The organism is Streptomyces albiflavescens (genome assembly GCF_014645835.1).
In the GTDB taxonomy this organism is placed as follows: Bacteria; Actinomycetota; Actinomycetes; order Streptomycetales; family Streptomycetaceae; genus Streptomyces; species Streptomyces albiflavescens.
The window spans coordinates 98,140-112,102 of sequence record NZ_BMMM01000015.1 but is presented as its reverse complement, the minus strand read 5'-3'; the positions used below and the strand labels follow the sequence as shown (position 1 = coordinate 112,102).

At 69.8% G+C, this 13,963-nt stretch carries 12 protein-coding genes; 2 read left to right on the top strand and 10 right to left on the bottom strand.

The window, feature by feature from the left end:
- Positions 1–52: 52 nt before the first annotated feature.
- From IEY95_RS34120 to IEY95_RS34110, 3 genes are all read right to left on the bottom strand, one after another.
- Positions 53–1,669 carry a CpaE/TadZ family protein gene (locus IEY95_RS34120; RefSeq protein ID WP_189190053.1) on the bottom strand — a complete coding sequence of 539 codons (1,617 nt, stop codon included), beginning with the start codon at positions 1,667–1,669 and terminating at the stop codon, positions 53–55.
- Positions 1,670–1,750: 81 nt separating this feature from the next.
- Positions 1,751–2,464, bottom strand: coding sequence for a Flp pilus assembly protein CpaB (gene cpaB, locus IEY95_RS34115; RefSeq protein WP_189190052.1), 714 nt, complete (start codon positions 2,462–2,464; stop codon positions 1,751–1,753).
- Between the two features lie 79 nt (positions 2,465–2,543).
- Positions 2,544–3,431, bottom strand: a complete 888-nt coding sequence (locus tag IEY95_RS34110) for a hypothetical protein (RefSeq protein ID WP_189190051.1) — start codon at positions 3,429–3,431, stop codon at positions 2,544–2,546.
- Between the two features lie 369 nt (positions 3,432–3,800).
- Here IEY95_RS34110 and IEY95_RS34105 point away from each other — a divergent pair, with 369 nt between their 5' ends.
- Positions 3,801–5,495: a chitinase gene (locus tag IEY95_RS34105; protein ID WP_229703555.1), complete on the top strand. Its 1,695-nt coding sequence runs from the start codon at positions 3,801–3,803 to the stop codon at positions 5,493–5,495.
- A gap of 120 nt (positions 5,496–5,615) precedes the next feature.
- On the opposite strand, the gene IEY95_RS34100 is transcribed toward IEY95_RS34105, so the two are convergent.
- Entirely contained in the window at positions 5,616–5,828 is a 213-nt protein-coding gene (locus IEY95_RS34100) for a hypothetical protein (RefSeq protein WP_189190049.1), read from the bottom strand.
- A 134-nt stretch (positions 5,829–5,962) separates the two neighbouring features.
- Positions 5,963–7,303 carry an Nramp family divalent metal transporter gene (locus IEY95_RS34095; RefSeq protein WP_189190048.1) on the bottom strand — a complete coding sequence of 447 codons (1,341 nt, stop codon included), beginning with the start codon at positions 7,301–7,303 and terminating at the stop codon, positions 5,963–5,965.
- Positions 7,304–7,552: 249 nt separating this feature from the next.
- Here IEY95_RS34095 and IEY95_RS34090 point away from each other — a divergent pair, with 249 nt between their 5' ends.
- A complete protein-coding gene (locus IEY95_RS34090) occupies positions 7,553–8,920 on the top strand; it encodes a M14 family metallopeptidase (RefSeq protein WP_189190047.1) in 1,368 nt (455 codons plus the stop codon).
- Positions 8,921–9,084: 164 nt separating this feature from the next.
- Here IEY95_RS34090 and IEY95_RS34085 read toward each other — a convergent pair whose 3' ends face one another.
- The 5 genes from IEY95_RS34085 to IEY95_RS34065 form a co-directional block, all read right to left on the bottom strand.
- Positions 9,085–9,735 carry a hypothetical protein gene (locus tag IEY95_RS34085; RefSeq protein ID WP_189190046.1) on the bottom strand — a complete coding sequence of 217 codons (651 nt, stop codon included), beginning with the start codon at positions 9,733–9,735 and terminating at the stop codon, positions 9,085–9,087.
- Between the two features lie 64 nt (positions 9,736–9,799).
- Positions 9,800–11,284 (bottom strand): GntP family permease, encoded by a 1,485-nt coding sequence (locus IEY95_RS34080; protein WP_189190188.1) that lies wholly within the window; start codon positions 11,282–11,284, stop codon positions 9,800–9,802.
- A gap of 197 nt (positions 11,285–11,481) precedes the next feature.
- On the bottom strand, positions 11,482–11,892 hold the full coding sequence (locus IEY95_RS34075) for a RidA family protein (protein ID WP_189190045.1): 411 nt from the start codon (positions 11,890–11,892) through the stop codon (positions 11,482–11,484).
- A gap of 31 nt (positions 11,893–11,923) precedes the next feature.
- Positions 11,924–12,682: an IclR family transcriptional regulator gene (locus tag IEY95_RS34070; RefSeq protein ID WP_189190044.1), complete on the bottom strand. Its 759-nt coding sequence runs from the start codon at positions 12,680–12,682 to the stop codon at positions 11,924–11,926.
- Entirely contained in the window at positions 12,679–13,950 is a 1,272-nt protein-coding gene (locus IEY95_RS34065) for a sugar kinase (RefSeq protein WP_268240535.1), read from the bottom strand. Before IEY95_RS34065 ends, IEY95_RS34070 begins: the two co-directional genes overlap by 4 nt.
- Positions 13,951–13,963 lie beyond the last annotated feature (13 nt).

Genomic DNA, 13,963 nt, shown 5'->3' with positions numbered 1-13,963 from the left:
TTTCGGGGAGGGCCTCATCCGTCGTCCCCCAGTCCACGTTTCGGGGAGAGCCTCATCCGTCGTCCCCCTCCAGCGCGGCGCCCGCGCTCCCGCTCACATGCCACCCCGCGTCGAACCCCGGGAAGAACAGCGGCACGTCGACCTCGACGGTGGCCTTCATCACCGAGCCCGCCGGCGTGCAGTTGATCTCCGCTCCGCTCCACGCCCCCGGCAGATGCTTGCTCCCCGCCGACGCGCACGCGCCCGCGACATCGCCGTTCACCGCGTACGCCGCTGTCGCCGCTCGTGCCGCCTCGTCCGCCGCGTTCCCGGCCAGCGAGTACGAGTAGCCGTACAGCACGCACTGCCACAGGATGGTCATGACGACCAGGAGCAGCGGGAACATGCCGGCGAATTCGAGCGTCACCGCTCCCCGGTCGCCGCCCCGTCGCCGTAGCGCCAGCGCTCCCCGGTCCGATGCCGCCTTACGACGGCGCCCACCGCCGCCGCCTTCCTGGGCGACCACAAGTCCCAGCTCGCCCGCCAGCCCCCACAGCGCCTGCTTCACCGTCGAGCGGGTGTCCAGGTCCTGGAGCCGGCCGGCGTCGACCACGGACTGGAGTTCCTTGAAGGCGGCGGGGACGGCGGAGCGGGCGACCTTGGTGCCGGTGACGCGTTCGACGAGGGAGAGCTGGATCTCCGTACCCCTCGAGAAACGGTTCACGACCGTCGTCGTCTCCTCCGCCTTGCGGATCTGAAGGCGGTCCCACATGCGGACCATGCGTTTGGCGGCGCGGACGGCGACGACGTCCGGGGTGACGAGGAGCAGCGCCTGGTCGGCCATCTCGACGGCGGCGGCGGTCGCGGCGTTCATCTGGGAGCCGCAGTCGACGACCACCACGTCGTGGCGGGAGCGCAGGGCGGCCAGGACCTGGCGGGCCACCCGATCGGTGACCTCCTCGCCGCGTTCGCCCTCGGCGGGGGCCAGCAGCAGGCCGATGCCGCTGTCGTGGGTGTAGATCGCGTCCTGGAGTACACGTGGGTTGATGTCGCTGATGCCGGCGAGGTCGGCGACCGACCGTCGGAACTGCACGTCCAGGTACGACGCCACGTCCCCGGACTGGAGGTCGAGGTCCACCAGCGCCACGGTGCGGCCCGAGGCCGCTGCCGCCAGGGCGAGTTGGACGGCCGTCAGGGTCGCGCCGACGCCGCCCTTCGCGCCGGTCACCGTGACGACCGTGCCGCCGGGCCCCGCGTACAGCTCGGGCGTCCCGCTGCCGAGGTGGCGGCGCATGCCGGCGGACCACGCGGCGGCCGCCTGGACGCGCTCGGCGAGGGCGTCGTAGCCGAGCGGCAGGCCGATGATGCCGCGGGCGCCGGAGTCCATGGCGGCGGTGAGGACGCCGGTGCTGGCGTCGGCGGTGATGAGGACGACGCCGACCGCCGGGAAGCGCATCACCAGGTCGCGGATGAGGTCCAACGCCGGGACGGGGCCGATCCGTTCGTGGACCAGGACCACTTCCGGCAATTCGTCGAGGGACTCGGCGGCCAGCCTCGCCAGTGTGTCCAGCAGCGCCGTCGAGTCGGGGACGGGCGGGGCCGGTTCGGCGTCGGCGAGCTGACTCAGCAGGGTGGTCAGCGCGCGGGCCGAGTCGATGTCGCCGACGGCGGGCAGAATGCGGATGGTCATCGACGGCACCTTCGACGGCTCTGGCGACGTTCACGCCTCTTGCGACGGGCCCCGGCGGGAGCGGTCGTCATGCGCGGCCTCCTACTTGTCCTCGTCGAGGGTGTACGTACGGTCGCCGGGCGCGACGGCCGCGTCGGAGCCGCCCGCGACCAGAGCCAGCCGGACGTGTTCGGCGAACGATTCGGCGTACGCCACGCGTTGGGCGTCGGCGGTGTCGAGCGCGAAGGTGATGGGGACGGCCTGGGTGGCGCTGTTGCGGCGGTCGGAGCTGGACTGGCCCGGGTCGAGCGCGGTGAGCTTGCCGACGTCGATGACGCGGGCGTTCTCGACGATGACCTTGGACTGGTCGGTTCCCTTGTCGTTCTCGGCCTTGAAGGTGGCGTAGATGTTGACCCGGGAACCGGGGTTGATCTTGCCCGCGACGCCGGTCGCCGCGTCGATCATGATCGCGATCTCCTGCTGCCCTGCGGCCAGTTCGGGCCGGTCCACGACCATGTCGGTCTGCAGCAGGGAGCCCTTCTCCAGCTGGGTGACCGCGATCTTGCCGCGGATCTGGGAGAGGCTGGTGACGGCGGTGGACGACAGCCAGCGCTTGGGCATCGAGATCTTCTGGAACTGGTCGGCCGACAGCTCCTTGTAGGGCGCGATGTCGCCCTTCAGGCGGTACGCCGCCACCTCCGGGCCGACCTTGGAGTTCACGTCACGGATCACCGAGAGCACTCCGGCGAAGGCGCCCAGGGCGCACAGGGCCGAGAGGACCAGCAGGATGACGCCGCGGCGCTGGCGTGAGTTCATGACGCGGACAACCTCGATCTGCGGGGGACGGCGGGGTCGAGCGGTCGTGCCTGTTGTTGTTCAGCTGTACGTAGGTGGCTTACGTGGCGCCCCGGGGCAGGGCGCGTACCGAAGAGGCTGCCCGGACAGCGGTGGCCGGAAGCCCCTGCGAAGGTGAAGGCGTCGGCGGCAGGGGCGCGGCGCAGAACCCGCAACGGTCGCCGATGAGTTCGAGGCCGCACCAGTGGCACTCCTCCCGCCGCACGGACGAGACGAGTTGGTAGAGCACGGAGACGTCGTACAGGCCGGCGGCGAACTCGACGAGCCGCGACGTGCCCCACCAGCGGACCGACTCCTCCGGCAGCGGCACGGTCGCGACGCCCTGCACCCGCCAGGCGGGCGCGAGCTCGGCGGCGACCCAGTCGGAGGGCGGCTGCCCCTCGGCGACGAGCAGCCGGGTGCCGAACTCGGGCCCGGGCAGCTCCTCCTGGCCGACTCTGACGAGCTGCGGTCGCGGATTGGCCAGCACGGCGAACTGGGCGCCCGGCACCCAGGACTTGGCGTGCGACTTCAGGGACACCGGGACCCGGTCGAGCTTGGCGACCGAGCCGAGCAGGGCACCGGCGTAGATGTAGTGGGCGAGCAGCCGGGCGGAGGAGGCGAGCACACCGGGGCTGAAGTCGCAGACCGACAGCTGGCGCAACTGCTGGGCCAGCAGGGCGAGTCCGAGCGGCGGCAGGTCGAGGCCGAGCAGCGCGATGCGGTCGCTCTCCAGGACGGAGCGGACGGTGTGCAGTCGCCGCGTCACGTCACCGGCGACGGAGGACGGGTAGAGCGAGATGACGTACCCGTGCTGCTCGATGAGCGCGTGCATCCCGGTGAGGGAGCTTTCGAGGGTGCCGAGCGGTTGGACGACTGCGGGCGGGGTCTGCCGGTCGTGCGGTGGGAGCACCAGGTCGGGACTGGTGACGGCTATCGCGGTCGGCACGCTGCACACACCCCGTTCGCTGTGGCGGGGTGGTCAACCACCGCCTCAGATCGCCCCTGTTTCGCCATGGACGGTCACAGATGGCCACAGATCGTCACTGTGACGTCCTCTTGTATCAGCACCATATCCACGGCATGCCCCGCTCAACACCGACTTCCCGAGATCAACTCACCGAAGGTGTGGGCATGATCAACGGAGAGTGAGCCGCATATGCCACAACTCGACGCCGAGGCAAGGGCGTTGAGGGCGCCACAGGCCTTGACAACCGAATTGGTCTGGACCAACTTGTACATCCAACGGTGGCCACCGTTCCGTACTTCCCCCCTCCCCTCCCCCTCACCGGAGGTCCCAGTGGACCGCGTATCAGGCATGCCCGGACGCAGACGCACCTGGGCGGGACTCCTCGCCGCCGCACTCGCCGCCTCAGCCCTCACCCTCACCGGCCTCGCCACCGACGCCTCGGCCGCGGACGTCAACAACGCCAAGAACGGCGGCTACGAGTCGGGCCTGAGCAACTGGACCTGTTCCGCGAGCAGCGGTACGACCGTCTCCTCCCCCGTGCACGGCGGCTCGGCCGCGCTGAAGGGCACCCCCGCCGGGCAGGACAACGCCAAGTGCACCCAGACCGTCGCGGTCAAGCCCAACTCGACGTACACGCTGAGCGCCTGGGTGCAGGGCGGCTACACCTACCTCGGCGCGACCGGCACCGGGACGACGGACGTGTCGACGTGGACGCCCGACTCCTCCTCCTGGAAGCAGCTGACGACCACCTTCACGACGGGCGCGTCGACGACCTCGGTGACGGTGTACACGCACGGCTGGTACGGGCAGGCCGCGTACTACGCGGACGACCTGTCGGTGTTCGGGCCCGACGGCGGCGGTGGCGGCGACCCGGCCCCCACGGTCCCCGCGACGCCGGCCGGCCTGGCCGTCTCGTCCACGACCTCCTCCTCCGTGTCCCTGTCCTGGAACACGGTCTCGGGCGCGACCGGCTACAACGTCTACCAGGGCGGCACGAAGGTCCAGTCGGTGACGGGGACGTCGGCGACCGTCTCCGGGCTCGCCGCCTCGACGTCGTACTCCTTCCAGGTCTCTGCGACGAACTCGGCCGGTGAATCGGCGAAGTCGTCGGCGGTCACCGGCACGACGACCGCGTCCTCCGGCGGCGGTGGCGGCACCCTGCCCAAGCACGCCGTCACGGGCTACTGGCAGAACTTCAACAACGGCGCGACGGTCCAGAAGATCTCCGCCGTGCAGTCGCAGTACGACATCATCGCCGTCGCCTTCGCCGACGCCACCGGCACACCCGGCGCGGTGAGCTTCACCCTCGACTCGGCCGGACTCGGCGGCTACACCGTCGACCAGTTCAAGGCCGACATCAAGGCCAAGCAGGCCGCGGGCAAGAAGGTCATCATCTCCATCGGCGGCCAGAACGGCACGGTGTCGGTGAGCGACTCGGCCTCCGCGACGAACTTCGCCAACTCCGTCTACTCCCTCATGCAGACGTACGGCTTCGACGGGGTCGACATCGACCTGGAGAACGGTCTCAACGCGACGTACATGTCGCAGGCCCTGCGGTCCCTGTCGTCGAAGGCCGGATCGTCTCTCGTCATCACGATGGCCCCGCAGACCATCGACATGCAGTCGACGTCGAACGCGTACTTCCAGACGGCCCTGAACATCAAGGACATCCTGACCGTCGTCAACATGCAGTACTACAACAGCGGTTCGATGCTCGGCTGCGACGGCAAGGTGTACTCGCAGGGCTCGGTCGACTTCCTGACCGCGCTCGCCTGCATCCAGCTGGAGGGCGGCCTCGCCCCGTCCCAGGTGGGCCTCGGCCTCCCTGCCTCCACCAGCGGCGCGGGCAGCGGCTATGTCTCGCCCACGATCGTGAACAACGCCCTCGACTGCCTGACCAAGGCCACCAACTGCGGCTCCTTCAAGCCGTCCAGGACCTACCCGGACCTGCGCGGCGCGATGACCTGGTCGACGAACTGGGACGCTTCGGCGGGCAACGCGTGGTCGAACGCGGTGGGACCGCACGTGCACGCACTCGGCTGACCCCTCCCCGTCAGCAGGACGAAGGTCCGGCCCCGGCTGCGAGACAGCCGGGGCCGGACCGCGTCCGGGGACGACGGGCCGGCCGAGCCGCGGCGGCCTCACGAGCGGCGATGCCCCGCCTCACGAGAACCGCTGGGGCAGCTCGCCGGAGTCCCACAGCCTGTCCAGGTTCCGGAAGAAGCCGCCGAAGTCCTTCGCCAAGGCGGCACGTTCCTCCGTCGACAGCTTCTCCAGCGGGTCGGTGAAGTCGAAGGTCCCGAGGTCGGGCCCGGTCCACCCCCTGAAGCGGCGGCAGTGCGCGCACCACATGTAGCTGATCAGCGAGGGGCGCACGCGGATGTGGCTGTGTCACCGCACGACGAGCCCGTCTCCGGCACGCCGGGGACGGGCAGCCTCAGCACCCGGGCGGGCGCGCCCCGCTGTCGCTCCGTGGCTGTGGCCGAGGACCGGGCCGGGCCGGGCCAAGGTCAGAAGAACTCCGACCACGGCTGGTCCCAGATCTGCTTCACGCACAGGATCAGGAACAGGAGTCCGGCGAGAGCCAGCATCGAGTTGCTCAGTGCGCCGTTGCGCCATTCCCCGGGTGTGCGGGAGGAGTTGAGGAGCCAGATCAGGGTGAGGGCGAGGAAGGGGAGGAAGGCCGCGCCCAGGACGCCGTACAGAATGATCAGGCGGAAGGGCTGGCCCTGGAACAGCAGCACGATGGGCGGGAAGGTCAGCCACAGCAGATACGCGCGGAACGGCCACGACCTCTCCCGCCGGCCGGAGGCGACGTCCTCCCCCGTCGTCGCCGTGCGCGTGCGGTAGCGCGCCACGAAGTCCGCGAACATCAGGCTCACGCCGTGCCAGACGCCGATCAGCGAGGTGAAGGAGGTCGCGAAGAAACCGATCAGGAAGAACTTGGCGGTCGCCGTGCCGTACTCCGCCTCCAGGATGTCGGCGAGCTGGATCAGCCCCTTGTCGCCGTTCGCGATGGCCACGTTCGCGGAGTGCAGGAGTTCCGCGCCGACGAAGAGCATCGCGACGACGAAGATGCCGGTGGTGGCGTACGCGACCCGGTTGTCGAGCCGCATCACCTTCATCCAGCCGGTGTTCGTCCAGCCCTTGGCGTTGACCCAATAGCCGTACGCCGCCAGGGTGATGGTGCCGCCGACCCCGCCGATCAGACCGAGCGTGTTGAGGATCGAGTCCTTCTCGTCGGGCAGGACGGGGAGCAGCCCCGCGAAGGCGTCGCCGAGGTTGGGGGTGACGCGGATCGCCAGGTAGACGGTGACCACGAACATCACGCCCACCAGTACGGTCATGACCTTCTCGAAGACCTCGTACTTGTTGAACCAGACGAAGACGAGGCCGATGAGCCCGCAGATGACCGCCCACGGCTTGATCGACCAGTCGGCCGGGAAGACGTCGGGGAACAGCGCCTGCAACGGCAGCGCGCTCGACGACATCGCCGCCGCGCCGTAGACGAAGCCCCAGACGACCGCGTAGACGACGAAGAAGTAGGTCGTCCACCGGCCCAGGCTCGCCCAGCCGTCGAAGAGGGTGCGCCCGGTGGACAGATGCCAGCGTCCGGCCGCCTCGGCCAGCGAGATCTTGACCACGCAGCCGATCACGGCGGCCCAGAGCAGGGTGTAGCCGAAGTTGCTGCCCGCGATGAGTGTCGCGACGAGGTCCCCGGCACCGACGCCGGTCGCGGCGACGACGATGCCGGGGCCGATGTATTTCCAACTGGACTTACGGGGGCCGGAGCCGGCCTCCCCTGACGCCGACGTCCCGGACTTCTCGGGCTTCCCAGTGGTCTCCGTCATGCGATTCAAGAAAGCGTAAAGGGGGCGGCGAGACAAGGGAGCGCGCGGCGATCACCACGCGACGCACACATGGTCAGGCCGATTTTCGGCCGAATCCCGCCATCGACACTTTGTCGCATCTTGACCTGCTCATGCCATGGCCTCACGATGAGCGCCACACCCGCATCAGGCACGTCGCCATGAGCCACCCCCCGCTCCACTCCCCACATTCCGGAGATCCCGGAATTCCTGGAGAAACAAGGAGACTTCATGCGACTTCGCATACGCGGCAGCGGCAGTCCCGACGGCAACGGCAGAAGCGGGCGGCGCACCGCCGCCCTCGCCGTGCTCGCGGCCCTCGCCCTCGCGGCGCCCCTCACCGCCACCGCCACCGACGCCACGGCGAGCGCGACGAAGGCCCCGGCGCCCTCGTCCGACGACATCCGCCAGTACGAGATCCACCAGAGCACCACCCCCGTGACCCGTACGGCGATCCAGCAGGCCGGCGTCAGCGTGGACGAGGCCGACGAGGAGACCGTCGTCGTCTCGGGCCGCGCGGACCAGATCAGGAAACTGCGCGAACTCGGCTACGAGGTCTCGCTGTTGGGCTCGGCGCCGAACCGTTCGAGCGGCGCCGACGACGTACGGATCCTCGACTTCCCTTCGGCGGACTCGAAGTACCACAACTACGCCGAGATGAACACGGAGATCGACCAGCGGCTGGCGGCGTACCCGAGCATCATGAGCAAGAAGGTGATCGGCAAGTCGTACCAGGGCCGGGACATCGTCGCCATCAAGGTCAGCGACAACGTGGCGACCGACGAGAACGAGCCCGAGGTCCTCTTCACCTTCCACCAGCACGCGCGTGAGCACCTGACGGTGGAGATGGCGCTGTACCTGCTGCGCGAGCTCGGCGCTGGATACGGCAGCGACTCCCGTGTCACCAACATGGTGAACAACCGAGAGATCTGGATCGTCCCGGACCTCAACCCAGACGGCGGCGAGTACGACATCGCCACCGGCTCGTACCGCTCGTGGCGCAAGAACCGCCAGCCCAACTCCGGTTCGTCGTACGTCGGCACGGACCTGAACCGCAACTGGAACTACAAGTGGGGCTGCTGCGGCGGCTCTTCGGGGTCGAAGTCCTCCGAGACCTACCGGGGCGCGTCCGCCGAGTCAGCGCCCGAGGTGAAGGTCGTCGCCGACTTCGTACGCGGCCGGATCGTCGGCGGCAAGCAGCAGATCACCGCCGGGATCGACTTCCACACGTACAGCGAGCTGGTGCTGTGGCCGTTCGGCTACACCTACTCGGACACCGCCACCGGCATGACGGCGGACGACTACAACGCCTTCAGGACCGTCGGCCAGAAGATGGCCGCCAGCAACGGCTACACGCCCGAGCAGTCCAGCGACCTGTACATCACGGACGGCTCGATCGACGACTATCTCTGGGGCGCCCAGAAGATCTTCAGCTACACCTTCGAGATGTACCCGTCGTCCGGCGGCGGGGGCTTCTACCCGCCCGACGAGGTCATCGAGCGGGAAACGTCGCGCAACCGGGACGCGGTGCTGCAACTGCTGGAGAACGCGGACTGCATGTACCGGTCCATCGGCAAGGAGGCGCAGTACTGCTCGTGACGAGCGGAGGCCCGTAACGAGCGGAGGCCCGTAACGAGCGGAGGCCCGGGAGGAGCGGAGGCCCGGGACGAGCGAATGGCTCGTGACGAGCGAATGAGGCAGTCGGGGAACTGCGGGCCGGTCGTCGCCGGTCGCGCAGTTCCCCGCGCCTCTTGCAGGGCGCTTTACGGGGCGCTTTCCTCGGCCGGCGCTTCTGCGTCCGGCGCTTCTGCGTCCGGCGCTTCTGCCTCCGCGCCCTCTTCGAAGTACGCGTCCAGCACCTCGTCCAGTGCGGCCTCCCACTCCTTGTGCTGGGACTTCGCTTTCGCCTCGATCTCGACCGGGTACCAGCGGCGGTCCGGAGTGTGCACCGTGACGGTGAACCGCTTGCCGAAGCGCGGCGCCTCCGTCTCGACGGCGCCGATCTCGTCCCAGCGGAACTCGCACTCCTGGTCGTCCAGGCGGAGTCGTATGCCCTTGTGGTCGGCCGTGATCGAGGCGCGCCGGTCGGACGCCTCGAAGACGGGACCGTCGGGGTCGGCTTCCTCGGCTTCGGCTTCCTCGGCTTCGGCTTCCTCGGCTTCGGCTTCCTCGGCTTCGGCTTCCTCGGCTTCGGCTTCCTCCGTCTCCTCCGCTTCCTCTCCGGATGCGGAGTCCGAGGAGTCATCGGCGGAGACCGCCGCGTCGGAGACGGTCTCCTCGGCGGCGGCCTCCTCGGTCTCCTCGACCGCATCGTTCGGCTCCGCCGGCACGGGTGACGTAAGCCCGGGGATGTGTGCCGGGTTCACCGCGGCGGCGTCCAGGGGCTGGCTCTTCGAACCTATGCGCTGCTCCACAGCGGGCAGTATGGTCGAAGATCCTGTGTCGGACACAGCCAGCCCCTACTTAGCTACGCGGCTGTTATACGAAGACGCTCAACACCAACGCGACCGCGAAGCCCGCCACCGACAGCACCGACTCCAGGACGGTCCAGGACTTGAGGGTGTCGCGCTCGGAGATGCCGAAGTACTTGGCGACCATCCAGAAGCCGCCGTCGTTGACGTGGGAGGCGAAGATGGAGCCCGCCGAGATCGCCATAATGACGAGGGCGACGAAGGCCTGGGAGTGGTGGCCCTCGGCGAGCAGCGGCGCCACGATGCCGGCCGTGGTGACGATCGCGACCGTCGCCGAGCCCTGGGCGACTCGCAGGACCACGGAGATCAGGTAGGAGAGGACGATCACCGGGAGGCCGACGTCGTTGAAGGTGTCGGAGAGGGCCTGCGCGACGCCGCTCGCCTTCAGCACGGCGCCGAAGATGCCGCCCGCGCCGACCACGAGCAGGATGTTGCCGACCGGCTTGAGCGATGAAGTCGACACGGTCTCAAGGGACTTGCGTGACCAGCCACGGCGGATGCCCAGCAGGTAGTACGCGAGCAGCAGGGCGATCGTCAGAGCCACGAAGGGGCTGCCGAAGAACTCGATGACCGAGCGGCCGGTGGAGGGATCGAGGGCGATCGAGGAGAAGGTGGCCGCGAGGATCAGCACCAGCGGCGTACCGATGATGCCGAGGACCGTGCCGAGCGGCACCGGCTTCTCGCGCGGCTCGACGCCGGCCGCACGCTGTTCCTCGATGACGGCCAGCTTGGCCTCGGCCGCCGCCTCGACCATGTCCTGCGGTACGGCGACGAAGATCCGCTTGCCGATCCAGGCGGAGTAGACCCAGGCGGCGAGCACAGCGGGGATGCCGCAGACGATGCCCATGAGGATGACCCAGCCGAGCTGGACGTGGAGGAGACCGGCCGCCGCCACCGGACCGGGGTGCGGGGGCAGGAACGCGTGGGTCATCGACAGGCCGGCCAGCAGCGGCATGCAGTAGAGCAGGATCGACTTGCCGGAGCGCTTGGCGGCGGCGTACACGATCGGCGCGAGGACGAAGATGCCGACGTCGAAGAAGACCGGGATACCGAAGATCAGGCCGGTGAGGCCCATCGCCAGCGGCGCCCGCTTCTCGCCGAAGAGGTTGAGCAGCCGGGACGCCAACACCTCGGCGCCGCCGCTGACTTCGAGGATCGCGCCGAGCATGGTGCCGAGACCGATGATGATCGCGACATGGCCGAGAATGCCGCCCATGCCGGACTCGATGACGGAGACGGCCGTGGACCGCTGGACCGTGCCGAAGAGCTCCGTGACCGAGAGTCCGGCCGCGAGGCCGACGGCTATGGAGACGGCGAGCAGGGCGACGAACGGCTGGAGTCTGGCCTTGATGATGAGGATCAGGAGGAGAGCGATGCCGAGGGCGGCGACCGTGAGCAGACCGGCCGTTCCGTCGACGAGGAGGAGCAGGCCGCCGGTGTGGGGTGGGGCCTCGGGGGTGGCTGGGACTGTCGCTGCGAGCGGATACGACAACAACGGGGACGACATGGAGGGCCTCTGTTCCGTAAGTGCATGGGGCTTTCAGGGCAGGGGGGATCGCGGCGCGGCGCCCCGGGATGACGGGCGCCGCACCGTGACGACGTACGGAGTGCGGGAGTTGCGGGAGGAGCGCAGGCTCAGGTGTGAGGACGTTCAGCTCAGGAGTAACGAGCGTCGGCTCACGAGTGACGTCAGCCGAGTACGGCCAGGACGTCGATCTCGATGAGGAGTCCGGCCGGCAGGCCGACGTAGACCGTCGTGCGGGCGGCGGGGGGCGCGGTGAGGCCCTGCTCCTCGAAGTAGGCGTTGTAGATCTGGTTCATCTCGGCGAAGTGGTCGACGTCCGTGAGGTAGACGCGGATCATCATCGCGTCGTCCCAGCTCGCGCCGCCCTCTTCGAGGATCGCCCGGACGTTGGCGAGGGTCTGGAGGGTCTGTTCGCGCAGGGTCGGGCCGGCGGGCGTCGGGGGCTTGCCCTCCTCGGCCGGCAGGAAGCCGACCTGTCCGGCGACCTGGAGGATGTTCCCCTTCTTCACGCCGTGCGAGAACTTGGCGGGTGGGGTGGTGTGGGTCTTGGGGGTGAGGGCGATCTTGTCTGTCATGCGGGGTCCTTAGCTGGGGTCTTCGGGGTCCTTAGCTGGGGTCTTTCGGGGGCTTTCCGGAGTAGTCACGGCTGATGGCGTCAGCGGTACGGCGCACCAGCGGGAGCAGCGTGAGGAGTTCGTCGGCGGTGACGACGACGTTGGGCGCGGAGACGGACATCGCGGCGGCGACGCGTCCGTCGGCGCCGCGGATGGGGGCGGCGACGCAGTTGATGGACTCCTCGTGGCCACCGAGGTCGGTGGCCCAGCCCTGTTCGCGTACGGTCGCCAGCTCCTTGAGGAAGGCGGGGGCGTTGGGGATCGAACGGGCCGTGTACATGGGGTAGTCGAGCTTCTCCGCGAGGACGCGGCGCTCGGCCTCGGGAAGGTCGGCGAGCAGCAGCTTCGCGACGGCGGCGACGGTGATGGCGACGGGCTTGCCGATCCGCGAGTACATGCGCACGGGGTAGCGGCTCTCCACCTTGTCGATGTAGAGGACCTCGTTCTCCTCGTACACCGCGAGGTGGACGGTGTGCCCGCACTGCTCGTTGAGACGTACGAGGTGGGGGTGGGCGATCTCCCGGACGTCCAGGTTCTCGACGGCCTCCTGGGCGAGGGCGAAGAGGCGGGCGCCCAGGCGGTAGCGCTGGTCGGACTGGCGGTAGACCAGACCGTGCTCATGGAGCGTGCGCAGGAGGCGGAGCGCCGTGGACTTGTGGACGCCGAGGCGGTCGGCGACCTGCCCGAGGTCGGCGGGCCCCTCGGCGAGCAGCGGCAGGATGCTCAGCGCTCGGTCGACGGTCTGGCTCATGGGGTACGTACCTCCTCCTCGGCCCGATCGACGGCTTGGTCGACGGCTTCGGTCCAGCCGGGGCCGAGTCGAAGTGTCTCCCACGCACCGTCGTCCAGGGCGGCCAGCCGGTCGGCGTGCTCCCGGCCGGGAGGCGCGGCGAGGTCGCCGGGCACGGTGAGCGCGGCGGCGGCCATGAGGTGGCCGTGCCGCAGCCGGTCCTTGGCCGGGAGTCCTCGCAGCGTGGCGGAGAGGAACCCGGCGGCGAAGGCGTCCCCGGCGCCGACGGGGGCGACGACGTCGACATGGAGGGAGGGGACGAAGGTGACGGTGTCACGGGCGGTGGTCACGCCGCCGGAAGCACGGTCGCGGACGAGCCCCGCATCGGCACGCGCGCGCTCTTCGGCAGCGGACACGTCGTCAGGCGCGCGCTCGGGGACCGGCGCCCCGGCTGCGGCTGCCGTCGCCCACTCGCCGCCCGGAGCGCCGGCCTCGGCCTCGCCCTCACGCTCGAAGAGGGTCGCCCCGCGTACCCCCTGCTTCACGACCAGCACCCGGGGTTGCGGCAGCGCCGCGCGGATCGCGGACGCGCCGCCCGTGACGCCCCACGCGGCCTCGGCCTCGTCCTCGCCCACGAAGACCAGGTCGCTGCCGCGGGCCAGTTCCAGGAGGACGGCGCCCGGGTCCTGGCCGTTCCAGAGGTTCACGCGGTGATTGACGTCGAACGACACGAGGGGGCGGACGGGCCGGGGTGCGGTCAGCTCCCTCACCAGGGCCAGGCAGTCGCCGGACAGGGCGGCGGTGATGCCGGACAGGTGCAGCACGCGGCCCGCGCGGACGGCGTCCAGGTCCACGGTGTCGACGGCCATCGCGGAGGCGGCGGACCCTGCCCGGTAGTACGCCACCTCGTGGGCGTCGGTCGCCCGGTCGCCCGCCGTACGGAAGTAGATGCCGGTCGGGCGCGCGGGGTCCCTCCGTACGGCGGAGGTGTCGACGCCGTACGCGGCGATCTCCTCCACCAGATGGTCGCCGAACCCGTCGGCGCCGACCCGGCCGACCCAGCGCACCGAGTGCCCGGCCGAGGCGAGCACGCACGCCACGTTCGACTCCGCGCCCCCGATCCCCCGCTCGAACGACGGCACGTCGGCGAGGCGTCCCGGTCGAGAGGGCAGGAACGTGACCATGGACTCGCCGAGCGCGACAACATCGACAGGGCCGCCGACGGCATCGGCGTCGGTGTCGGCGTCGGCGTCGTGGGCCGCGGCACCTGCGGGTCCGTTGGGGGGCACGATGACTGGGGCT

Bases quoted from the DNA above. Each gene is read 5' to 3' on its own strand.
- IEY95_RS34120 (WP_189190053.1), bottom strand. From the start codon at position 1,669: ATGACCATCCGCATTCTGCCCGCCGTCGGCGACATCGACTCGGCCCGC.
- cpaB (WP_189190052.1), bottom strand. From the start codon at position 2,464: ATGAACTCACGCCAGCGCCGCGGCGTCATCCTGCTGGTCCTCTCGGCC.
- IEY95_RS34105 (WP_229703555.1), top strand. From the start codon at position 3,801: ATGCCCGGACGCAGACGCACCTGGGCGGGACTCCTCGCCGCCGCACTC.
- IEY95_RS34095 (WP_189190048.1), bottom strand. From the start codon at position 7,303: ATGACGGAGACCACTGGGAAGCCCGAGAAGTCCGGGACGTCGGCGTCA.
- IEY95_RS34090 (WP_189190047.1), top strand. From the start codon at position 7,553: ATGCGACTTCGCATACGCGGCAGCGGCAGTCCCGACGGCAACGGCAGA.
- IEY95_RS34075 (WP_189190045.1), bottom strand. From the start codon at position 11,892: ATGACAGACAAGATCGCCCTCACCCCCAAGACCCACACCACCCCACCC.
- IEY95_RS34070 (WP_189190044.1), bottom strand. From the start codon at position 12,682: ATGAGCCAGACCGTCGACCGAGCGCTGAGCATCCTGCCGCTGCTCGCC.